At 61.0% G+C, this 20799-nt stretch carries 23 protein-coding genes; 11 read left to right on the plus strand and 12 right to left on the minus strand.

All coding sequences use genetic code 11. The features are described from left to right. Positions 1–182: 182 nt before the first annotated feature. The 7 genes from ABIB80_RS13065 to ABIB80_RS13095 form a co-directional block, all read right to left on the minus strand. Positions 183–1010 carry an AraC family transcriptional regulator gene (locus ABIB80_RS13065; RefSeq protein ID WP_027569321.1) on the minus strand — a complete coding sequence of 276 codons (828 nt, stop codon included), beginning with the start codon at positions 1008–1010 and terminating at the stop codon, positions 183–185. 130 nt (positions 1011–1140) lie between these two features. Then, positions 1141–2391 carry an ABC transporter substrate-binding protein gene (locus ABIB80_RS13070; RefSeq protein ID WP_007593010.1) on the minus strand — a complete coding sequence of 417 codons (1251 nt, stop codon included), beginning with the start codon at positions 2389–2391 and terminating at the stop codon, positions 1141–1143. A 339-nt stretch (positions 2392–2730) separates the two neighbouring features. Further along, on the minus strand, positions 2731–3696 hold the full coding sequence (locus ABIB80_RS13075; RefSeq protein ID WP_007593009.1) for an ABC transporter ATP-binding protein: 966 nt from the start codon (positions 3694–3696) through the stop codon (positions 2731–2733). Beyond that, a complete protein-coding gene (locus tag ABIB80_RS13080) occupies positions 3693–4667 on the minus strand; it encodes an ABC transporter ATP-binding protein (RefSeq protein WP_354127596.1) in 975 nt (324 codons plus the stop codon). The genes ABIB80_RS13075 and ABIB80_RS13080 overlap by 4 nt, the downstream gene beginning before the upstream one ends. A 3-nt stretch (positions 4668–4670) precedes the next feature. Continuing rightward, on the minus strand, positions 4671–5516 hold the full coding sequence (locus ABIB80_RS13085; RefSeq protein WP_354127624.1) for an ABC transporter permease: 846 nt from the start codon (positions 5514–5516) through the stop codon (positions 4671–4673). An 11-nt stretch (positions 5517–5527) separates the two neighbouring features. Then, positions 5528–6472 (minus strand): ABC transporter permease, encoded by a 945-nt coding sequence (locus ABIB80_RS13090; protein WP_354127597.1) that lies wholly within the window; start codon positions 6470–6472, stop codon positions 5528–5530. A 79-nt stretch (positions 6473–6551) separates the two neighbouring features. Then, entirely contained in the window at positions 6552–8093 is a 1542-nt protein-coding gene (locus tag ABIB80_RS13095; protein ID WP_354127598.1) for an ABC transporter substrate-binding protein, read from the minus strand. A 318-nt stretch (positions 8094–8411) separates the two neighbouring features. Between ABIB80_RS13095 and ABIB80_RS13100 the strand changes: the two genes are divergently transcribed. Next, the gene (locus tag ABIB80_RS13100) at positions 8412–9290 is read left to right on the plus strand and encodes a MurR/RpiR family transcriptional regulator (protein WP_354127599.1); all 879 of its coding nucleotides are present in this window, start codon (positions 8412–8414) and stop codon (positions 9288–9290) included. A 147-nt stretch (positions 9291–9437) separates the two neighbouring features. On the opposite strand, the gene ABIB80_RS13105 is transcribed toward ABIB80_RS13100, so the two are convergent. The 4 genes from ABIB80_RS13105 to ABIB80_RS13120 all read right to left on the minus strand — a co-directional run bounded on the left by ABIB80_RS13105 (position 9438) and on the right by ABIB80_RS13120 (position 11048). Beyond that, positions 9438–9713 (minus strand): hypothetical protein, encoded by a 276-nt coding sequence (locus ABIB80_RS13105; RefSeq protein WP_007593000.1) that lies wholly within the window; start codon positions 9711–9713, stop codon positions 9438–9440. Between the two features lie 165 nt (positions 9714–9878). Continuing rightward, positions 9879–10052 (minus strand): hypothetical protein, encoded by a 174-nt coding sequence (locus ABIB80_RS13110; RefSeq protein WP_007592998.1) that lies wholly within the window; start codon positions 10050–10052, stop codon positions 9879–9881. Positions 10053–10143: 91 nt separating this feature from the next. Then, on the minus strand, positions 10144–10680 hold the full coding sequence (locus ABIB80_RS13115; RefSeq protein ID WP_245285886.1) for a hypothetical protein: 537 nt from the start codon (positions 10678–10680) through the stop codon (positions 10144–10146). A gap of 77 nt (positions 10681–10757) precedes the next feature. Beyond that, entirely contained in the window at positions 10758–11048 is a 291-nt protein-coding gene (locus ABIB80_RS13120; protein WP_157158565.1) for a hypothetical protein, read from the minus strand. A 316-nt stretch (positions 11049–11364) separates the two neighbouring features. Between ABIB80_RS13120 and ABIB80_RS13125 the strand changes: the two genes are divergently transcribed. The 8 genes from ABIB80_RS13125 (at position 11365) to ABIB80_RS13165 (ending at position 18620) form a co-directional block, all read left to right on the plus strand. Next, positions 11365–11883 carry a hypothetical protein gene (locus ABIB80_RS13125; RefSeq protein ID WP_354127600.1) on the plus strand — a complete coding sequence of 173 codons (519 nt, stop codon included), beginning with the start codon at positions 11365–11367 and terminating at the stop codon, positions 11881–11883. A 448-nt stretch (positions 11884–12331) separates the two neighbouring features. Further along, positions 12332–12607: a hypothetical protein gene (locus ABIB80_RS13130; RefSeq protein WP_007592990.1), complete on the plus strand. Its 276-nt coding sequence runs from the start codon at positions 12332–12334 to the stop codon at positions 12605–12607. 172 nt (positions 12608–12779) lie between these two features. Beyond that, positions 12780–13535 carry an outer membrane protein gene (locus ABIB80_RS13135; protein WP_007592988.1) on the plus strand — a complete coding sequence of 252 codons (756 nt, stop codon included), beginning with the start codon at positions 12780–12782 and terminating at the stop codon, positions 13533–13535. Positions 13536–14231: 696 nt separating this feature from the next. Further along, the gene (locus tag ABIB80_RS13145; protein WP_354127601.1) at positions 14232–14369 is read left to right on the plus strand and encodes a hypothetical protein; all 138 of its coding nucleotides are present in this window, start codon (positions 14232–14234) and stop codon (positions 14367–14369) included. A gap of 277 nt (positions 14370–14646) precedes the next feature. Continuing rightward, a complete protein-coding gene (locus tag ABIB80_RS13150) occupies positions 14647–15492 on the plus strand; it encodes an HD domain-containing protein (RefSeq protein ID WP_219684394.1) in 846 nt (281 codons plus the stop codon). 83 nt (positions 15493–15575) lie between these two features. After that, positions 15576–16691, plus strand: coding sequence for an AI-2E family transporter (locus tag ABIB80_RS13155; protein WP_007592983.1), 1116 nt, complete (start codon positions 15576–15578; stop codon positions 16689–16691). Between the two features lie 155 nt (positions 16692–16846). After that, the gene (locus ABIB80_RS13160) at positions 16847–18055 is read left to right on the plus strand and encodes an acetate/propionate family kinase (protein ID WP_354127602.1); all 1209 of its coding nucleotides are present in this window, start codon (positions 16847–16849) and stop codon (positions 18053–18055) included. A gap of 106 nt (positions 18056–18161) precedes the next feature. Further along, positions 18162–18620 carry a potassium channel family protein gene (locus ABIB80_RS13165; RefSeq protein WP_354127603.1) on the plus strand — a complete coding sequence of 153 codons (459 nt, stop codon included), beginning with the start codon at positions 18162–18164 and terminating at the stop codon, positions 18618–18620. On the opposite strand, the gene ABIB80_RS13170 is transcribed toward ABIB80_RS13165, so the two are convergent. Then, entirely contained in the window at positions 18598–19281 is a 684-nt protein-coding gene (locus ABIB80_RS13170; RefSeq protein WP_007592978.1) for a helix-turn-helix domain-containing protein, read from the minus strand. The genes ABIB80_RS13165 and ABIB80_RS13170 overlap by 23 nt on opposite strands. A 318-nt stretch (positions 19282–19599) precedes the next feature. Between ABIB80_RS13170 and ABIB80_RS13175 the strand changes: the two genes are divergently transcribed. Next, complete coding sequence (locus ABIB80_RS13175; protein WP_354127604.1) at positions 19600–20223, plus strand: response regulator transcription factor; 624 nt, start codon at positions 19600–19602, stop codon at positions 20221–20223. Positions 20224–20420: 197 nt separating this feature from the next. After that, entirely contained in the window at positions 20421–20795 is a 375-nt protein-coding gene (locus tag ABIB80_RS13180) for a response regulator (RefSeq protein ID WP_354127605.1), read from the plus strand. The last annotated feature ends 4 nt before the right edge of the window (positions 20796–20799 follow it).

Below are 20799 nucleotides of genomic sequence, written 5' to 3' on the forward strand. Positions count from 1 at the left end.
ACGTCACCCCATCTCTCACCCCGCAAGCGGGGCGGAGAGGCACGCAGACCGTTGCCGGCCGCAAGCCCTGCCATGAACGTGCGCTCCCTATTGCGCGTGATCCTCTTTTCGGGATCGCGTTTGGCGCATCCTAATGCGGCTGTAAGGGAGGTGTTTGATCGTGAGTATCTTTTCGCGTGCGGTCAGGCGCGCAAAACCTTGGCCGCGCGGCGATAATCGGTCGGCGCCATGCCGACATTGGCGGCGAAGAAGCGGGTGAATCCGCTCTGCGACGAGAAGCCGAGATCGAAGCCGATATCAGCGATCGGCGCTTCGCTCGCCACCAGTGCCTCCAGCGCCTGCTCCATCATCAGCGTGTTGAGATAGAGGTGTGGCGTGACGCCGGTCTGGGTGCGGAAGAGCCGGTAGAAATGCGGCCGCGACAGGCCGGATTCGCGCGCGATGGTGTCGAGCTCGATCTCGGCGCCAGGACTCTCCGACATCATCTTGATGCACTTGCGCACGCGAAAATCCGTGACGGAACCGTTTGCCCGCGGATCGCGTGCGGTCGCCGCCTGTTGCCAGCTTTCGTCATAACAAATGTCGATCAGGCTTCTCAGCTCGCCATCGAGGCTGTTGAGCGAGGGAGCGCCGCACACGAGGGCGGCTGCGTGCCTGATATGCTTGTCCAGCGCAACGGACCGCGTGAACTGGGTGCGGCCGAAGCGTAGGCGGTCGGCGCCGGGCGCATCGGGCGCGAACCACTCCGCATTGACGTAGAGCACGAAGAAAACGGCGCCGCCTTCGAGATCGGACGGCAGGAAATTATGCGGCTCCCACGGATTGACCGCGACGACGGAACCTTCGGTGAGCTCGTAGCGTCCGTCACTGACATCGATGCATGCGGAACGCCCGCCGACATGGAAGATCAAATGACCTTCGCGATGTGCGTGGATGTTGAAAGGGCGGTTCAACTGATAGACCGTCGCCCGACCAAAGCGGCCGTGGAAGACGGCGAGCGCCCGGCTCATGCCTCTCCTCCCAAAAGCTCTTGGTATTTTTTGGTAGCGTTCAACAACCGAGGAGAGAATGCAAGGGCGCACGTGTCGCGCTTCTGGCAAATCTCTCCCCGGCCGGTCATCGTTCGCGAACGAGACTAGGTCAGTATTTCTTACATTCCGGTACTGTGCGGCTCGGTAAACCGATTTTGGCGAACACCGCGGGATCGTAGCCCAGCGTTTGGTTGACGTTCGGGATCACGTTCACGACCTTTGAGAACAGCGCGCCCTTGCCGTCGTCGACGACCTCGGTGACGAAGTTGGTGCCGATCGCCTGGCGGTTGGAGTCCAGCTTGATCTTGCCGTTGGGTGCGTCGAGTTCGATCTTGGCAAGCGCCTCCTTGTACTTGGCCTGATTGTTGGAGAGATCTCCGTTGACCTGACGCAGCGCCAGGATCAGCGCCATGGTCGAGCCATAATAGTTGGTGGCGAGCAGCGATGGGCTCGGGAAGCGCTTGTTGGGCGGGAAGGCGTCCTGATAGTCCTTCACGAACTTCTGCCAACTCGGGTTCTCCCAGGTGTCGGCCTGGCCGCTCGCGGCCAGCGTGCCGATCAGGGCATTCTTGGCGTTTCCCTTGGACGACAGGATGGTCTGGTCGATCATGATCGAGCCGCCCATCAGATGCGCCTTGCCGCCGGCCTGCTGGTATTGGTTCAGGAAGTTGACGGCGTCGGCGCCGCCGAGGCCGAGATAGATTGCGTCGACGTCGTCGGGCAGTGCGGCGATAACCGAGGCAAAGTCCTTTGTGCCAAGCGGCACCCATTGCCGGTTGGTGACCTGTCCGCCAGCACCGCAGAACTCGAGCACGAGGCCGAACACCTGCGTATAGATGAAGGAGTAGTCTTCGCCGACGGTCGCGATCTTGCGGTACTTCTTTTGGTCATAAGCGTATTTGCCGAGGCCCACCTGCCACTGCGCGCCGTCCATGTTGTAGCGGAAAAAGTTCGGAGCCGGATCGACATAGGTCGTTTCCTGGGCACCGGAGGCGGCATTGATGAAAGTGAGTTCGGGATGGGTCTTTGCAAAATTCTTGACCGCGATGCCTTCGTCGCCAGAGAGCGGCGACAGCAGGATCTGTACCTTGTCCTGCTCGATCAGCTTGCGCACGGCTCGTACGGCGGAGTCCGGCGTCGCGTCGGTCGAGGCGATGACAAATTCGAGTTCCTTGTCGCCGACCTTCTTTCCGAGGACGTTGAGGGCCGTCTGGAAGCCGCGGATGCCGTCCTCGCCGAGCACGGTGTAGGTGCCTTCGAGCGTCGCGGTGACGCCGACCTTGATCTTCTCCTGTGCGAAGGCGGTGCCCGAAAGTAACAGGCTGCTCAACGCGATCAGTCCTAGACTGCCTTTCAACATTGCTCTGCTCCCTGAGCGTTCTTGTCACTGTTTTTCACCGCGCCTGGACGCGCCCGCCGCGCGGTGCGGCGTTCGGACAAGGCCAACGGTTCTTGAAATGGAGGCTAACTGAACTCCGATGCAGCGCACGTGCCGGAGCCGCGCGCGGCTTAACGGGCAGTCTCATTTTGAATGCTGCGTCGCGATTAACATCGCAGTGCAACAGGCGTCAGGCTTCCCGAATTTGCACCCGCCAGCCGCATGGCGGTCGCGGACTGCCGCCGTGTGAAGGGATCGCTCGAATAGAGGAGAAATCAATCGTAGGCATTGCGTGATTTCGCCGCGCGCGGCACTCGCTGGTTATACGTTGTGGCAGGCGATCGTCCGACCGTCCGCACCGACAGATCGAAGTTGTGGCACATCGACGAGACAGCGATCGCTGGCCATTGGACAGCGGGGCGCATATGCACAGCCGTGCGGTCGCGTGAAGAGGCTTGGCGGTTCACCCATTTCGATCGCGCCCTGGATCCGTTCCGATGGATCGGGCTTCGGAATTGCCGCCACCAACGCGCGCGTATAGGGATGGAGCGGATGATCCAGGACCGTCCGCGTCCCGGCCTGCTCCACGATCCGGCCCATATACATGACAGCAACGCGGCTGCTGATCTGTCCGATCACGCCAAGGTCGTGCGAGATGAAGAGCATCGACAGTCTCAATTGGTCACGCAGATCCATCATCAGGTTGAGCACTTGCGCCTGCACGGAAACGTCGAGGGCCGAGACCGGCTCGTCGGCGACGATGATGGACGGCGTGGGAAGAATGGCGCGCGCGATTCCGACCCGTTGCCGTTGCCCGCCACTCAGTTCGTAAGGATAGCGAGCGGCGAAAGACGGGTTCAACCCGACGGCCGTCAAGGTGGCGGCTATGGCCGCGCTGCGCTCGGCGCGGCTCTTGAAGATGCCGCTGATGTCGGCCGCCTCCGCCACCGAATCTCCAATTGCGCGCCGCGGGTTGAGCGATGCATTGGGGTCCTGGAAAACCATCCGGACGTTCAGACGCATCTCGCGCAGGCCGGAGCGGCCGGCTCCGATCAATTCGGTTCCCTTCAAATTGATGTTGCCGCTGTCGGGCTGGACCAGCCCGACGAGGGTTCGGCCTAGCGTGGTCTTGCCGCAGCCGGATTCGCCCACGATCCCGAGGACCTCGCCTTCCGCCAGCGACAGCGATACACCATCCACCGCCTGCACCCGGTATTTCCGACCGGCTCGCCTGGCACTGAACGAGACCATCATGTCCCGGACGTCGAGGATGACATTGCCGCTCATGGCAGCCCCCCGCCGGCCAGCGGAAATGCGCAGAGCACCTCGTGTTCTTGGGAGACCTCCAGGCGAGGCGGGGTCGCCACGCGGCACTCATCGCGCACCGCTGCGCAACGCAAGGCAAACACGCAGCCGGCAGCGACCGTACCTGGCAGCGGCGGCTGACCAGAAATGGTTGGCAGCCGGCGCGCGCCGGAATTTCGCGACGGCATGCAATCCATCAATCCGCGGGTGTAATGATGACGGGGTGCGCCGAACAGCGCATCGACTGAAGCGGTTTCCACGATCCGACCGGCGTACATGACAGCGACGCGATCGGCGAGCTGCGCAATGACTCCCATGTCGTGGGTGATGAACAATATCGCCATATCCAGCCGATTGCAGAGCTCGCGCAAGAGCCCGAGAATCTGAACCTGTATGGTGACATCGAGCGCGGTGGTCGGTTCATCGGCGACCAGCACCTGTGGCCTGCAGGCCAGCGCAATCGCGATCATGACCCGCTGGCGTTGGCCTCCGGACAACTGATGCGGATACGCGGACAGCTGCATTTTGGGGTCGGGCATACGTACCAGTTCGAGCAGTTCGCGCGCACGGACCAGCGCCGCCGCGCCCGAAATTCCCTCATGCACGCGCACGGCTTCGGCGATCTGATCGCCGATCCGACGAACAGGGTTGAGTGAGGTCATCGGCTCCTGAAAGATCATTGCCATGCGGCCGTGGCCCGCTTCGACACGTTGCCAGGGCTGCAGCTGCGTTACGTCGCAGCCCTCCAACAGGACCCGCCCGGCGCGAACCCGGGGACCGGGCTGCGGCAGCAATCCCATGACCGCAAGCGAGGTCATGCTCTTTCCGCAACCGGACTCGCCGACGAGACCAAGGATCTCGCCCTTGGCCAAGCCGAAGGACACGCCCGCGACGATGTCGACCGGCGAGGTTTCCGGCCCCACTGACACCGTAAGGTCGCAAACTGTCAGCACGGCCTAACCCTTCTCACCAAAGACCTGACGGAATCGCGGATCAAGTCGATCGCGCAATGCATCGCCGACCAGGTTCAGAGAAAACGCCGTCGCCACGATCATCATGCCCGGAAAGAAGAGCAGCCACGGAGCGCGCGTGATGAAGGTCCGCGACTCCGCCAGCATATTGCCCCAGCTCGGAATGTCCGGCGGGGCGCCGAGGCCCAGGAAATCGAGTGATGCCGCGCCGAGCTGCGCGAACGCGAAGACGAAGCTGGCCTGCACGAGAAGTGGTGAGACCAGGTTCGGCAAGATGTGCCGACTGATGAGCCATGCCGCTCCGGCGCCCATGCTGCGCGACGCCTCGACATAGGTTTCCGCGCGCAAGCGCAGTGTCAGTCCGTAGACGATCCGGGTCGTCGTCGTCATGTAGCCGATCCCGATGGCCAGAATGACGGTGGCCACACTTGGGCTCAAGATGACAATCAGGCCGAGTGCGAGAAGCAGAGTCGGGAAGGCCATCAGCACGTCGACCATGCGCATCAGCAGGTGACCCAGCCGCGGGAACAGAGCGGAAAGTACGCCGGCCGGAACGCCGGTCGCGAGAGCGAAGACGACCACGCCCGAGCCGATCAGAAGAGCCATGCGTGCTGAATGAATGGTGCGCGACAGGGTATCCCGGCCGAATTGGTCGGTGCCGAACCAGTGGGTCACGTTCGGGGGCGTCAGGCGGATCAGGGGATCGATCGCATATGGATCGTAAGGCGAGAGCCATGGTGCGAAGACCGCGGCGAGCACGGTCGCCAGAAGGACCCCGAGCCCGGCCAGTGCGATCGGGCGGGCGATGAACGGCTTGAGCCACAATGTCACGCTGTTGCTGCTCATTGAAGTTCAACCCGCGGATCGAGCAGACGATAGCTCAGATCGACGATCAGATTGATCAGGAGATAAACCACGACAACAACTAGGATGACGCCCTGGATCACAGGGTAGTCTCGGCGAAGGATCGACTGAACGACGAGGCGGCCGATGCCGGGCAGGGCAAACACGGTTTCGGTCACCACCGCTTCGGACAACAGTGCGGCGAAGGTGAAGCCGAAGGCCGAGACGACCGCCAGCAGTGCATTACGCCAGATGTGACGACGCACGACCTGCCACGGCCTAATTCCCTTTGCACGCGCCGTGCGCACGTAGTCCTCCCGGGAGACGTCGAGCATGCTGGCGCGCGTCAGCCGCAGGATCAAAGCGGCATTCGGAGCCGCAAGCGCCAGGCTGGGGAGGACGAGATAGCGGAGATTGACGACACCGCCTTCGAAGATCGACGGATAACCGGAGCTCGGAAACCAGCCGAGCCAGGCGGCGAAGATCAGGATCAGATAGAGCCCGACCCAGAACGTGGGTATCGAGGCCATCAGCATCGCCCCACCGGACAATCCCTGGTCGAGCCACGTGCCGTGCCGGACCGCCGCAATCATGCCGATCGGCACGCCGATGACCGCAACCCAGATCATCGTCATGGTGGCGAGCAAGATGCTGGTCTCGGCGCCATCGGCAATCACCGACAGCACGGGCGCCTGGAAGAAGATCGACCGCCCGAGATCGCCCTCGAGCACATGGCCGGCCCAAGTGAGATATTGCAGGATGATCGGCTGGTCGAGACCGAGCTGGTGTCGCAAGGCGTCGATCTGGTCGGGCGTCGCGGTGTCACCGAGCAGAACATAGATCGGGTCACCCGGCACGATATGGATGAACGCGAAGATGATGATGGACGCTGCCAGCAGCGTCACCGCCGTCGTTCCTGCGCGCTTGAATGCGTAAGACCACATGTGATTGGGCGCCTGGTCAGCGGCAACGATGCGCGCCGGCGCCGGCGCTCGACAGTCCTCGCGGCCTCATTGTCCGTCCTTATTTCGTGGACACATTCCAGAACACGGGACCGTTTGGATTGAGCCCCTTGAGCTTGGGAGACGCAATGTCATAGGTGTAGGCATCGCCTACTTTCATCACCGGTACCTGCTCATAGATCAGCGACTGGATCTTGTCCCATGTCGACTTGCGCGCAGCTGGATCGGTCGTGTTGATCAACTCTGCCCGAAGCGAGCCGATCTCGGGGCTGTCCCACCAGCCGGGATAGCTCGCATTCAGGAACGTGAGCAGCAGCGGGTCGGGCGCGAAGGAATGGTGGGTGACGAAGATGTCCCACTGTTCCGGCTGGCCGCGCATCTTCAGAAGGGTCGCCCAATCGACGACCATCATCTGAACATTGATGCCGGCGTCGGCCAGCTGGCGGGTGAAGACAGAGGCTTCATCATAGTGTGCCTGGTAGTTCGTCGAGACCAGCAGGCGGATCGGCGTCCCCGTGTAGTCCGCCTCCTTTGCGAGCTCCTTGGCCTTCTTCGGATCGTGCGCACTGTAATTGGAGGCGCCTTCGGTCGAGTACCAGGGTGTGCCGTTGGGAAAGATCGATCCTTCGGCATTCCACAGGTCCTTGGGACCGAAGGCGACGCGCAATGCCTGCGACTTGTCCAGCGCGGTCTGGATGGCGCGGCGGAGCTTGTAATTGTCCTTCAGGATTCCCTGCTTCGAGTTCATGAAGAAAAGGCCGAAGATCGGCGCGTTGGTACGCCGCACCTGAACCGATGGATCTTTGCTCAGGGACTCGTACAGATCGCCGGAGATCATTTCCGCGTAGTCGTAGTCGCCCGCCTGCACGCCGCTCACGCGCGTGCCGACGTCAGGCACCGGAATGAACCGGATCTTGTCGAAGCTCGCAACGCGGGCGCCGGCGAAGCCGTCCCCCTTTTCCTTGACTGGCTTGTAGCCCTCGAACCTCTCCACCTCGACATAGCGGTTCGGCCGCCACTCCACGAACTTGTAGGGTCCGGTGCCGATATAGTCCTTTTGCTCGATCGGCCGGTTTCCCGCTTTGGCGGCTATGTCTTCCGGATAGATCGCAAGGCCGCCATTGACGTCCGCAATGAGAGCCTTCCAGGCGCCGTTCGGCGCGGACAATTTCAGCGTGACTTCATACTTTCCGGTCGCCTCGACCGAGGTAGCCGCCGCCATCAGGAGCTTGCCACGCGCACCGAAACTGCCCCATCGCGTCATCGAGGCGACCACGTCCTTGGCGGTCATCTCCTTGCCGTTGTGGAAGAGGACACCTTCGCGGAGCTTGATGACGATGGTCCGACCGCCGTCTTCCGTGCGATCGCTCTCGGCCAGCATCGGACGCGGCGTATAGGTCGAGTCCAGGGCATACAGGGTCTCGAAGATGTGGCGGCCGATGACCGATGCGACGTCGGCTGTCGTCAGCATGACATCGAGCGGCGGCGGTTCTCCGATGGTGGCTTCGCGGAGCAGGTTGGCGGCATTGGCCTGCGCAATCAAAAACGACGCAGTGGCCAGCCCCATGACGCCACGCATCAAGACACTTGGACCGTATCTCATGATCGCCCTCCCGCCTTGTTGAACCGCCTGCTTCCCGGTGCAGGGGATGTGCCTTTCAGCTGTTGGGCTGATGGCACGCTATTGGTTGTTCGAAAGTTACATACACAATTTGGTAATTATCAAGCGGAAAATGCTGTTCTTGATGGGGCATACCGATATACGTTTGGTCGATGCTGAAGGTTTCTTACGGCAGCTTCTTGCCAAGGGCGCAGGTTGATCTGACCTGGGGAAGGGCGGGCAATGGCGCGTGCAAAGCGAAATCATCCGGCGAGAGCCGTTGGTACAGCGATCTCGAAGCCGTCGGGCGACGACAATGTCGTGGCCGGCGACATCATCTCCCTCATCAGGCAAAGCGCTCCAAGCCTCAGCCCCTCGGAGCAACGCGTTGCCACGGTGCTGCTGGCCGATATGGAGTTTGCCGTTCACGCCAGCAATTCCGAGTTGGCCCGTCGGGCGCGCGTCAGCGAGCCGACGGTAACCCGGTTCAGCCGCTCCGTCGGTTGTCGGGGCGTCCGCGACCTCAAGGTGAGGCTGGCTCAAGCAATGGCGGTCGGGCGGATTTACGTTGAGCTTCCCCCGCATGTCGGGACCGATCTGGCGCGCCCCGCGCTCTGGCGGTCGGTGTTTCAGGAAATTCGCCGTGCAATTGCCGCCGCCGAGGAAGGACTTCGCAAGGAAGACATCGAGAGGGCTGCCGAAGCTATCTCGCGCTGTTCGAAGCTTGCCGCGTTCGGGGTTGGGGGCGGTTCCACTCTTGCGGCGGCGGAGGTTCAGAACCGGTTCTTTCGTCTTGGGGTTGCCGTCTCGCATGCCTCCGATCCGAGCTTGATGCGGATGATCGCCGCGACCCTCGGACGGGATGATGTCGTCGTTGCCATCTCGACCACCGGTGCAGCGAACGCGGTGATCGAGGCAGCCAGTATCGCCAAGCAATACGACGCCTTGGTCGTCGCAATTACCAAGCCGCAAAGCAGGCTGGCCTCGATCGCCGATATTGCGCTCGGCGTGCACGTGCCGGAAGCGCCCGACGCGCTCAAGCCGACGGCGTCGCGCTATGCATTTCTCGCCACCATCGATCTGCTCGCAGCGTCAACCGCCTATTGCAAGCCGCTCGAAGCCCAGGCACGCATGCGGCGGATCAAATACGAGTTGCTGAAGGGAAGCGACGGGGACGCCAAAGGGCCGCTGGGAGACTGAAAAATCTCCCAGTGGCCCGACGAGGATTTGTTCGGTGCATCGCCGCTCGCATGTGGCAACGTCCATCGCGCTCCGAAACCTGAACAGTACATGCTGCAGAAAAATCGTCCGGCAGGATACGATGTTCAGAGCCGGCTACGACGGCTATCAGCGGCAGACGTAGCTGCCATTGACCAGAACGCGGACACATCCCGTACCGACAGCGGCTGCACCAACTGCTGCGCCGCCGACGACCGCGCGCCTGGTGGTGCGCCGTGCTACGCCGGCGACTGATACGGGCGTCAAGGGCCGCCCGACCCGTGCTTCAGCCCGGCCGAGCGAGAGCGAAAGGCCTTCGTCCACCGACCAGTCCATCGAGCCGGACACTCCGAGGGCGACCACGGCAACTGCGAGTGATAATTTTGTGACCAAACCAAGCTTCATAATAGTCTCCGCCTGTGAGAGTGAATTTGGACGCTCCATGGACTGGGGCTCGGACCATTGATCAAGATCAAGGAACCGTCGAAATCGTAAGCTGGTAACCGAAGGCGAACCACCAGAACGATTCAGTCGGGTTCGGGTACATGCGTCACCCTTTTCGCCTCGTTTTTACTTCTGTATGCAGAGCGGCCTCAGCGTCTCGTCGCTGCTGCGCGCTTTCGCGTATTCCATCAGCGCCGTCCGGGCTGCTTCGCAACGCTCTGCGCTTGAAAATTCTTGTGTCGATATGACGGCGCCATTCGCGACGCCGAGCCAGCTGATGACGACCAGAACATAGGTCACGGTATCCTCCCCCTCAGCCGTCGATCTCCTGAGCTCAGATTAGCGCGACAGGCGGCTTAATTAGCGCCGCCCATCGCGCCATCATCAAGCTCTATTGGCACACGTACATGATGCCATCGCCGCCCTTCACCAACGAGCCTGGGACGCAACCGATGCCGTTGCGCGCCGCATAGTCGGTCCAGCCGCTATAGCCATAGCTCCACGGTCCGCCGAAGTAATAGGCTCGCACGGCGTACCAGGGCAGACCCTCGTTAGTGTAGTAGTGTCCGCGATAATAGGGAGTGACGTACAACCTCGTCGCCGCTTGCGCCTTGTCGAGCCCCAGCGAAACTCCGCCTTGATCGGTCCAGCCGATGGACAGCGTCGTGCCGCATACGAGCGCGGCGACGGCAACGGCAATCTTCCTTGCGCTTATCGACTTCATGGACGTTCTCCAAAAATGAACTTCAACGCCACCACACCAACGCAGCACCAGGGCGGCGGCTTGCTTTAGATCAAGGGATTCAACAAATCGCATCTGCTTCGTCTTCGATTTTACCGGGTCAAGTTCAGATCGAGTTAAGGGAATCTGGATGACGACGCTTTGACGTCCGACGAGTGCAGCCCGCCGGGTCGCATCGGAAAGCATGCTGTCACGTGGTGCACCGGCTCTCTCCATACTTGAGCCATGTATGCAATCGTGCGAACGCTTCTCGCTGGAATGCGTCAGGCAGTCGGTGACAAGCTCCGAGGCGGTATGACGCGTTTGGATCTACTTTTCATCATTTCTGCCGTTTGGTTCGCAGGCTCGTGTTGCGCCGCGACCAATTTGTTGAAGGCGAAGAATAACCGGGCGGTGATGCCGCCTTTCAATTGGTGCTCATCAGGAAGCATCTCGGCGGCCAGCCGTGACCAGCTTCTTGCCTCGGCCATCCAGACCGTTTGGTTTGCCGGATCCTGGCTTGCAAGCTGCCGGCAAAGTGCTGCGCGCGAACTCAGCTCGAATTGACTCATCATCGGCCCTCCCTGCCAGAAGCTCGATGTACACGGTGAGAATTCTGCGTTGCGTGCCACACCTCTGCAATTGCCCTTCCGGTCATTGTACCAAGGGGCAGGTCACGGCCACTGACCAAGCCGTGCGATACTATGCGAGGCCGTGTTGCGATAGTTCAATTCGTTGATCTGGCTCAAGCGAAGCCGCGTTCGGACGCGGTGAATATTCGCCTGCTGCAGCGTGCGTGCGCTTACCGACGAAGCGCCGCCATGCCTCAGCAAGTGCTTCACCAGGGGCGCGCCGCGGCAGAAGCGGCGGCTCGATTTAGGCAGCCATGCCATGCAGGTTGCATTGCTTCGCCAATTCTGCCGCCGTGGCCCGTTGCTTGCCCGGCGAAGATCTGCGGCGGCAATGGCGCCGACAATGCCCATCTCACGATATCTGCTCTATGTCGGCAGTACGTTGCTCGCGATGCTCTTTGTTGTGGACGCACTGGTGCCGGATCGGCCCGCCATCCACGGTGGAGCTGCGCGCTCCGCGACCATCCGCATCCATTCCGATTGGAAATTACCCGAGCGGGTCGTTCTCGACACTAGCCTGCCGACGATTGTCGCAACCGACATCGCCAGGGTCGAGCTTGGTATCCTGCCCGGCGCCGACGTCTCACAGAGGCGCGCTCGCGAGGCCTTTGCTCAGCTAGGAGCCCCCGATGCCGAACGACCGCCAGCGCGTCCGTCGACAAAGGCGGAAGTGAAGCCGCAGCGCCAAAACAAAAGTGCGAGGAGGCACATCGAAAAAAATATCCGGCTCGTCGCGCGGCCGCCGCAATACGGCTGGTTCGGCAACCAGGTTTGGTGAGCGTCTCCTATCGTCGCATCTTCGGAGTGGGGCGCCCGCCATTGATACTATCAACGAGTGCACGTCGAGGCATTGCCCAATCAAACGTCCTTGAAGATCGGGAGTAACTGACATGAGTGAAACGTCAAGGTCTGAGCGAATCGATCGTCGCCGGGCTCTTTCGTTGCTCGGATGGGCCGCGGTACTCGGATTGGCGACCTCCGGAACGTTCCTGTTCGGAGCAGAAGCGCCGGCGCAGACGATCGGCATGGAGCGACGCCAGGAGAGGCGCGGAGCCCGCCACGAGCGGCGTCAGGAACGGCGCGCGGGCCGGACTGAACGCCGTCAGGAAAGGCGTACAGGGCGCACGGAGCGCCGTGAAGAGCGGCGCAATTAGGACGCCGACATGACCTCACCGATTATCGTTCGCCGGCAGATGTCTGCTTGATCGCGATCCGGAAGCTGGCGGATGCCGCAGACCTGGTACGTAACATTCGAGGTGCACAAGCGTGGGACCTTGCCGAAGCGGCGAAGTCCACGGGAGACACGCACATTCGAGAGCGAAGCCGAGGCGCGGGCTTTCGCGCGAGCGAAGTTCAATGAGGGATTGATCGTGTTTGCAGGCACGCTCAATCCCTTTTTGCCGCGACGGCTGATTCCCTCGAGCGATATCCCGTCCTGGATAGAGCAAGACCGAGGCGACGAGGTTGCCGGCCACGATGCCAAGCGCGACCCGGAGAAATAGGCAGCATGTCTTGGTGCTCATGCCGATGTCGCGTCGAAATGTCTTGAGTGTTGCCATTATGGCACGTGGAGTTTGTGGCGTCGCCCGTAGAGTTTCAGCTGGAAGTTGGGGGATGATTGCAGTGCAACAAGCCGCCGATCGGGCAATCAAAAGCGGCCGGCAAGGAGAGAGCATGATGAAAAGACTTCTACTAGCAACCGTTGGTCTGGTGGCGCTGTGCACGGCGGGGACCGCCATGGCTGCCGATATGGCCGTAAAGGCGCCTCCACCGGCACCGATCATTCCGATCTACAATTGGACGGGGTTCTACATCGGCGGCAATGGTGGCTGGGCGCAGAACCACAACTGCGTCGATTTCCTTGACGCGGCTGGAGTCGCCGTCGCCTCTGGCTGCCGCGATCGTTCCGGTGGTGTCATCGGTGGCCAGCTCGGTTATCGCTGGCAGGCCAGCCAGTGGGTGTTTGGTCTGGAGGCTCAGGGCGATTGGGCGGATCTCAGCAACCAGCGCGTCAGCCTGTTCAATCCGGCGCTCTCCACGCGCGCCAAAACGAGCGCCATCGGCCTCTTCACCGGCCAGATCGGCTACGCCTGGAATGCGTCACTGTTCTACGTGAAGGGTGGCGCTGCGGTAACAGACAATCGTCTCAGCGTGCTTGATACTGCGTCCGGCGCCGAGCTCGCGGCGCAAAGCGCAACCCGCTGGGGTGGTGTCATTGGTGTCGGATACGAGTATGGCTTCACCCCGAACTGGTCGGTGGGGCTCGAATACGACCATCTGTTCATGGGGCATCGGAATAATTCGTTCACGGCCGCCGATCCGCGCCTTGCCGCTTTTGTAAACGACCGGATCACCCAGGACGTGGATATGCTCACCGTGCGCTTCAACTACCGCTTCGGAGGGGCCAACCCGGTCGTCGCGAGGTACTGAACTCTCCCGGTCTGATGTCTTCAGGGGGCCGGCAGTCATGTCGGCCCTCATTTTTGTGGTCTCATCGTGCAAGCCAGTCAGCGTCTGCCGGCGCGATCGACCGGACCGCCGCGGTTGGTCGGAGTGCCGGACCGCACTGCTTCTCGTGCGGCAGCGCGCGCGACGGGACGCACTCGCAAGACGACGCCCGGTCTTGCGACGCAATGCGCGGGCTAGTCCACATATTGGCAATATACGGCCGCGTTGGCGCTTTCAGGACTCGCGAAGACGAGCCCGGGCACCAAGAGCGCGTGCTCAGGAAAATCCGGGGCAGATCTACCAGCCGGAATAGTAGCTCCGCCTCGCATAGTAGCCGCTATAACCGCCATAGCTACCGTAGGCGCTGTAGGCACTGGGCGGACAATATTCATAGCCGTACCTCCGCCGTAAGAGGAGTATCCGTCGCCGTAGGAGGGATATGCACCATAGTAGCCGGAGCTTGCGATCGCGCCACCCACGACAGCGCCCGCAACCACCGCGCCGGCGCCCCAGCCACGGTAGCCTCGATATCCGTAACCTCTGTAGCCATATCCGGCGCCGCGATAGCCCAAACCACGATAGCCCAATCCCGCTCCGCGGTAGCCTCCACCCCATCCGCCGCGATAACCCCAGCCTCCGTAGCGCACTTTCACCACGTCATTATCGAGCGTGGCTCTCATGGCGCCGACGTTGGTCGGCAAGGGCGCTGCTTCGCTTCCGGCTATAGAAATCATGGTGGTCGCGACAGTAAGAATTGCTGGAAATGCTCCTTTGATGAACCTCATCATATCCTCCATTGGCTTAAATCTCGACTGACCGGCGAGAGAAGAATTCCGTCACGCCGGCGGCACGACCGCGCACATGAAATGTTTGCGGTCGTTACCGGCTTGGCCTTGATTTGAATCAACGAGCGAGCTTGGAGGCCGTGAGCGGCTCCGGCCGGTCACGGGCCCGCTTGCCCGAGGCGCGGCACCAGATGGATCGTCCTTAGGTCGCAGAGCGCGGCGGGCTTGAAGAACCTGCGAATATAGCGAACATTAATCGCAACGGCTCGATCTGCATATCGTCGACACTTGCATAGTGGAGCGGCCTGATGATCACAGTTCCGGAACTGGTGTCGCAAGCTCTGGGCGCGTTTCTGACGACGGAAACCAAGGACCGGTTCGGCGCCTCGCATGCCGGCCTGACCGAATTGCTTCCATTTGCAGCCAAGCTCACGATGGAGTGCATCGGCAACAGCGATGCTCTCTATCACAACATCGAGCATACGTTGCTCGTGACCCTTGCCGGGCACGATATCCTGACAGGCCGCGCGCTGCTCCGGCCCACCACGGCAAACGACTATGCGAATTTCATTCTGGCGTGCCTTGCCCACGACATCGGATACGTCCGCGGCGTCGTTCAGGGCGATGAGGACGATCTGTTCATCGCGGACGTCACCGGCAACACGGTTCGTCTGCCGCGAGGATCGTCCGATGCGGCTCTCGCGCCATACCATGTCGATCGGTCGAAACTGTTCGTGCTGGAACGGTTGGATTCCGTCGAGCAGGTGGATGCCGATCGGGTCGCTCGGGCGATCGAATATACCCGGTTTCCTTACACGATGTCTTCGAATGACAGCCTCATTGAAGAGGAGGGATTGCTGTTGCGGGCCGCCGATCTCATCGGTCAGCTCGGCGATCCCAACTATCTGAAGAAGTCCAACGCGCTGTTCTACGAGTTCGAGGAGATCGGACTCAACAAGACCTTGGGCTACGCGACGCCAGCGGACATCGTTTACAAATATCCACAATTCTATTGGAGTAACGTAGCTCCCCAGATCCAACCGGCGATACGTTATCTCAACGTGACGTCTCGAGGCCGGCAATGGATAGCGAGTCTCTACGGCAACGTATTTCGGGCCGAGCGTGAGCTGACTCTCTCCGGACCGCAGCCCTAGACCGGACCACAGCCCTAGAAGAGGCTCGACGCTTGATCTGGATCAAGCGTGCGGCGTGAGAGCAGGGGCTAGTTCGCCTCAGCATGCGCGGCATGACTGAAGGCGCGTCCGTGAAAACACTCCGTCAGATATTCTCTGGAGACGAGATCATCCAGCTTTTGATCCGGCTTGGATTGCTCGGGCTGCTGCTCGTCTGGGCGCTCCTCCTGGTCCGTCCATTCATCCCCATATTGGCCTGGAGTGTCGTGCTTGCTGCTGCGCTGAACCCGGTTTTTCGGCGCCTCAGCGACATTCTCGGTGGGCGGCCGAAGCTTGCGGCGACGATCCTCACGCTCGTCAACCTGGCTGTGGTGATCGGACCGGCGACCTGGCTGGGCATGGGCGCGGTCGACGGGATCACCGATCTTGCCGCCCAGGTGACGGCCGGTGAATTGCATGTGCCTTCGCCGCCGCAGTCGCTCAAGGAGTGGCCAGTCATCGGGCCTCAGCTCTTCGATCTCTGGGATCAGGCGACGACCAACCTCCGGTCGCTCTTGCGCGCGGTCGTGCCCTATTTGAAGCCATTCGCGACCACCTTGCTTGGGTTTGCCGGCAATGCCGGTGTGGGAACGGTCAAGTTTCTGCTGTCGGTGGCGGTGGCCGGCGTGCTGTTTCCGTATGGACCTCAGCTCGTGGCCGCAGGGCGCAGCTTTCTGTCGCGCATCGTGCCGGACCAAAGCGAGCATTTTCTGGACTTGGCGGGAGCCACGATCCGTGCGGTGGCTCAAGGCGTGATCGGCGTTGCTATCATCCAAGCCTTGCTGGCGGGAATAGGTTTCAAGCTCGCCGGCATCGCCAGCGCGGGCCTTCTTGCCTTCGTGGTGCTGTTGCTGTCGATCGTGCAGATCGGCGGGACCATCGTCATCCTGCCGGTTATCATCTGGATCTGGACCGACAAGGAATTTCCGATCGCGCTCCTGCTGACGGTGTTTCTCGTGATCGTGTCGGTGCTCGACAATATCCTGAAACCGCTTGTCATGGGCCGCGGCCTGACCACGCCGGCGCTCGTGATCCTGATCGGGGTGATCGGAGGAACCCTCTTCCATGGGATCATCGGCCTCTTCATCGGACCTATCATTCTATCTGTGGTCTGGGAGCTGACGGTGGCCTGGATTCGTACCGAACGTGCTGTGCCGGCGAAACTGGCGATCGAGCGTTGACGCATATCAATTCGACTGAGCCTTTCAGGCAAAGCGATACGACAACGAGGTCGGAACGTGGTGGTGGAAATATCTGGCCCGCCTGGTCCCCTTGCTGTGGCCGCCGGTATTGATGCAGGACTTCGGCATGCTCCAACGAGTGCGACGTGAGCGCCATGGATACCATTCTTGTCATCAATGCCGGCTCTTCCCACCTCAGATTCCGTATTTATTCGGTCGAAGGAGAAGGAAGCCTACGGCAGCAGATCAAGGGGCGGATCGACGGGATCGGACGTTGCCCGCGACTGCAGGCGAGCAGCGCCGGTGGCGATCCGCTTGCCAATCGCGCCTATCCGATCGAAGCAGTGCGGGATATTCCGGCCGCACTGAACATTGCAGGCGCCTGGTTGCGGGATGAGCTTCATATCAGCCCCATCGCTGTCGGGCACCGCGTCGTTCACGGCGGTGCGGAGCATGACCGGCCGGTCCTGATTGATCAGGGGATGCTGGCTCGCCTGGAAGGACTGACGGCGTTGGCGCCGCTTCATCTACCGCACAATCTGGCGCCCATACGAGCGATCCTGGCTGACTTCCCGACGCTTCCGCAGGTCGCCTGCTTCGAGACCGCATTTCATCGAACACATGCTGCGGTGGCCGACCACGACGCGATCCCTCGTGGGCTTCATGCAGAGGGCGTACCGCGCTATGGATTTCATGGCCTTTCCTACGAATACATCGCGAAGACCTTGCTGAGGGTTGCGCCGGAAATCGCGATGGGACGCGTGATCGTCGCGCATCTCGAGAGCGGGGCATCAATGTGCGCGCTCGATGGAGGGCGGAGCGTCGAAAGCACCATGGGCTTCACCGCGATTGACGAACTGCCGATGGAAGCGCGACCAGGGCAGATCGACGCGGGAGTTGTGCTTTATCTCATTTCGGAGAAGGGAATGGCAGCATCCAGAGTGCAGGAGCTTCTCCAGGGAGATTGCGGGCTGAACGGCCTCTCGGGCCTCAGCTGCGATATGCGTCAGCTCGAGGCAAGTAAAGACGTCAACGCGAAATTTGCGATCGACTATTTCGTTCACTGGGTCAGCCTTAACGCTGGTATGCTCGCAGCTGCGTTGCAGGGGCTCGATGCGTTCGTCTTCACCGCCGGGATCGGCGAAAGCTCCGCGTCGATCCGTTTGCGCGTGGCGGAGCGGCTCGCATGGCTCGGTGTCAAGCTTGATGTGGCGCAGAACGCGCGGCAATCGCAGTTGATATCGTCTGCCGCGAGCCGCATTCCGGTTTACGTCTTGCCGTCCGACGTGGATCTTATGATCGCGAGACACACGTTGGCGCTGCTAATGAACAGCAGCTCGACAGCATCAAAGGGGGCGTCGTGATCGGTTCCCCTTGATCGGGGTTGCGGTCAAGCGTCAACGGGGTCCCGTGGTCGGCGCTTGCGGGATCATCGGACGGCTTCTTCGATGTCGGCACCAGGAGTGCGTATTGGCGGTTCAATTCCTGCTCGGTACCTTGATCAGCGTGATCAACATCATGATTCACGCGCTGGTGACCGTTGCGGCCATCGACATCGCCCGTACCGCCGGATTGAAGCATACGGCGCGGCCCCGGTCGCACCTGATGGCCGTGATGGTCATCACTGCTGTCATTTTGATGGTCGCGCACGTCGTCGAGGTTCTCATTTGGGCGCTCGCCTATGCGGCGGTCGGCGCGGCGCCTCCGGGAAGCGATCTGCTATATTTCACCTTCGTGAACTACACCACCCTCGGCTATGGGGACATCACGCCCGTGGCGGGCTGGCGGCTGACCGGACCTATGACCGCCATGAACGGCATCCTGATGTTTGGTTGGTCGACCGCGGTTCTTTTCGAGGTCCTGCGCAAGACGGTTGAACATCTCGCGGCGATTGCGGCGCCTAAGTCTAGTTCTGGAGATCGAGGCTAGCGAGCTTCAGCCGGTCCAGCAGCACGATCTGGCGCTGGGTATTTCCGACGAAGCCGAGGATACCGAGTTCATGCAACCGCGATAATGCGCGGGAGACGGTTTCCAGCGTTAATCCGAGATAGTCGGCGATATCGCGCCGCGACATCGGCAGCGCCATGATCCCGGCGGCTGTCAGCCGCTTGTCCATCTCGATCAGGAAGGCTGCGACCCGCTCCAGCGACGTCTTGCGGCCGAGCAGCAGCATGTGGTCTTCCGCATGCTGAAGGTTGGTCGTGGTCATGCTCAGCAGGTTGCGAGCCACCACGGCGTCGTCCTGCGCGACCAGCTCGAGACTTTGGCGCCTCACCAGGCGAACCGTGGTATCGACGATCGCTTCCGTCGTGAACCTGTGCGCACTGCCGTTTTCCAGCCCGAAGATATCGCCCGCAAGATGAAATGCGCCGATCTGGCGGCGGCCGTCCGACAGCAGCTTGTAGCTCCGCACAGCGCCGTTCTTCACCTGATAGACGTACTCTGCGGGCTCCTTTTCGCCGTAGACTTCGGAGCCCTTCTTATAGGTAAACTCGTTTAAACTGATGATCGGGTTTGAATCGGTGTTTAACCCTAGCTCGCGGAGCGAATGAAGCCGCGAGGAGGCGTCGGCAGCGGTGCGAACGAACATGGCCAACTCCCGAACTGATGGTGACGCGGTATTTCCATCGCGGGAATAAGGAGCCGCCGAAAATCCGCTTCCCGCGAAGGTTGTTTAGGCGATAATTGGGGTTTTCAACCATTGTCTGTAGGTGCATTGTACCAAGGTACAGGAGGGGTTCGATGCGCTGACTGAGAACCCGTCAGAGTGTCTGTCAGATGGTGCGGCAATATGCCGAAAACGGACGCTTCGTTCCCGATTGCAGCATCCTAATTGGGCTGCTTTGCTTAGGCATCAACGGCACGTCTGGTCTTTCTGCATTTGAAGTACCCATCGAGGGGAAAAAACTTGTCCGGCTTCGTATATGTCGTGGACGACGACGCATCCTTTCGGATGGCGATTCAGCGTCGGCTCAAACTGGCTGGGTATGAAGTTGTGACCTACGCGTCTGCCCAGCAGCTGCTGGATGATCCGCCAAGGGCCGACCATCCGGGATGTATCTTGCTCGATGTGCAGCTTCCGGGCCTGAGCGGGCCGGAGTTGCAAGCCTCGCTCGTCCAATGCCATTCGCCGCTGCCCATCGTCTTTCTGACCGGACATGCGGATACCGCGACGACGGTCCGTGCAATCAAGGCCGGCGCAGAGGATTTTCTGACCAAGCCGGTGTCGTCGGAACAGTTGATCGATGCGATTGAGCGGGCAATGGCTCAACAGGAGGTGGCGCGGAGCCAACAAAGCAAGCTCGATTCGGTACGTTCTCGCTTGAGGTCTCTATCGCGACGCGAGCGACAGGTCTTCGACCTGATCGTGCGCGGGAAGATCAACAAGCAGATCGCCTACGAGCTTGGAACGACCGAACGCACGGTGAAGGCGCACCGCCACCAAGTGATGACAAAGATGCAGGTACTATCGTTTGCCGAATTGGTGTCCGCTGCCGAGCGGCTCGGCCTGCTGGATTCGGCAAAGGTGTGACGCAGGCCGGTTTTCGTGCGCTTCGTCAGGTCTGCGATGAGACCTGTACGATGGGACAATATGAAATGTTATTGACATAATTCGCCCTGGGCCGCCTACATACCGGCGTCGTTAGCCGTCGGATTAGCGCAGGAACCTTTGCCGCGTAGCGTCGTTGCGACGCGAGTGCCAGGTTTCCAATCAGAAAGACGGGCCCGTTGTTTGCACGTAAGCCGATTTACGTCGTGGATGATGATTTATCAATGCGCCGGAGCTTGGAGCGGCTGCTTCGAAAGCACGGCTTTGATGCTGTTGCCTTTGATTCCGCCGCTGCGCTGCTTCGTTATGGCTGCATCGAAGAGGCGTGCTGCATCGTTCTGGATATCAATCTGAACGGAGAGTCGGGTATCTCACTCCGCGGCAGGCTCGCGAGCGAGTGTGCCAGTGTCCCGATCATCTATATTACCGGCAACGACTGCCAGGCAAATCAGGCTGCCGCGATTCAGTCCGGGTGCGCCGCCTATCTGGCCAAGCCCTTTGCAGCAAGCGCACTCATCGACTCCATTGAACGGGCCTGCGCCGAGCATGGCTGAAGCC

Origin of the sequence: Bradyrhizobium sp. i1.15.2 (genome assembly GCF_040548425.1) — a bacterium.
Lineage (GTDB): Bacteria > Pseudomonadota > Alphaproteobacteria > Rhizobiales > Xanthobacteraceae > Bradyrhizobium > Bradyrhizobium canariense.

What these genes read in the sequence shown, in the direction of transcription:
- ABIB80_RS13065 (WP_027569321.1), bottom strand. Translation starts at nt 1,010, where the DNA reads ATGAGCCGGGCGCTCGCCGTCTTCCACGGCCGCTTTGGTCGGGCGACG.
- ABIB80_RS13070 (WP_007593010.1), bottom strand. Translation starts at nt 2,391, where the DNA reads ATGTTGAAAGGCAGTCTAGGACTGATCGCGTTGAGCAGCCTGTTACTT.
- ABIB80_RS13075 (WP_007593009.1), bottom strand. Translation starts at nt 3,696, where the DNA reads ATGAGCGGCAATGTCATCCTCGACGTCCGGGACATGATGGTCTCGTTC.
- ABIB80_RS13090 (WP_354127597.1), bottom strand. Translation starts at nt 6,472, where the DNA reads ATGTGGTCTTACGCATTCAAGCGCGCAGGAACGACGGCGGTGACGCTG.
- ABIB80_RS13095 (WP_354127598.1), bottom strand. Translation starts at nt 8,093, where the DNA reads ATGAGATACGGTCCAAGTGTCTTGATGCGTGGCGTCATGGGGCTGGCC.
- ABIB80_RS13105 (WP_007593000.1), bottom strand. Translation starts at nt 9,713, where the DNA reads ATGAAGCTTGGTTTGGTCACAAAATTATCACTCGCAGTTGCCGTGGTC.
- ABIB80_RS13115 (WP_245285886.1), bottom strand. Translation starts at nt 10,680, where the DNA reads ATGCTTTCCGATGCGACCCGGCGGGCTGCACTCGTCGGACGTCAAAGC.
- ABIB80_RS13120 (WP_157158565.1), bottom strand. Translation starts at nt 11,048, where the DNA reads ATGATGAGTCAATTCGAGCTGAGTTCGCGCGCAGCACTTTGCCGGCAG.
- ABIB80_RS13125 (WP_354127600.1), top strand. Translation starts at nt 11,365, where the DNA reads ATGCAGGTTGCATTGCTTCGCCAATTCTGCCGCCGTGGCCCGTTGCTT.
- ABIB80_RS13130 (WP_007592990.1), top strand. Translation starts at nt 12,332, where the DNA reads ATGCCGCAGACCTGGTACGTAACATTCGAGGTGCACAAGCGTGGGACC.
- ABIB80_RS13135 (WP_007592988.1), top strand. Translation starts at nt 12,780, where the DNA reads ATGATGAAAAGACTTCTACTAGCAACCGTTGGTCTGGTGGCGCTGTGC.
- ABIB80_RS13145 (WP_354127601.1), top strand. Translation starts at nt 14,232, where the DNA reads ATGGCGCCGACGTTGGTCGGCAAGGGCGCTGCTTCGCTTCCGGCTATA.
- ABIB80_RS13150 (WP_219684394.1), top strand. Translation starts at nt 14,647, where the DNA reads ATGATCACAGTTCCGGAACTGGTGTCGCAAGCTCTGGGCGCGTTTCTG.
- ABIB80_RS13155 (WP_007592983.1), top strand. Translation starts at nt 15,576, where the DNA reads ATGCGCGGCATGACTGAAGGCGCGTCCGTGAAAACACTCCGTCAGATA.
- ABIB80_RS13160 (WP_354127602.1), top strand. Translation starts at nt 16,847, where the DNA reads ATGGATACCATTCTTGTCATCAATGCCGGCTCTTCCCACCTCAGATTC.
- ABIB80_RS13170 (WP_007592978.1), bottom strand. Translation starts at nt 19,281, where the DNA reads ATGTTCGTTCGCACCGCTGCCGACGCCTCCTCGCGGCTTCATTCGCTC.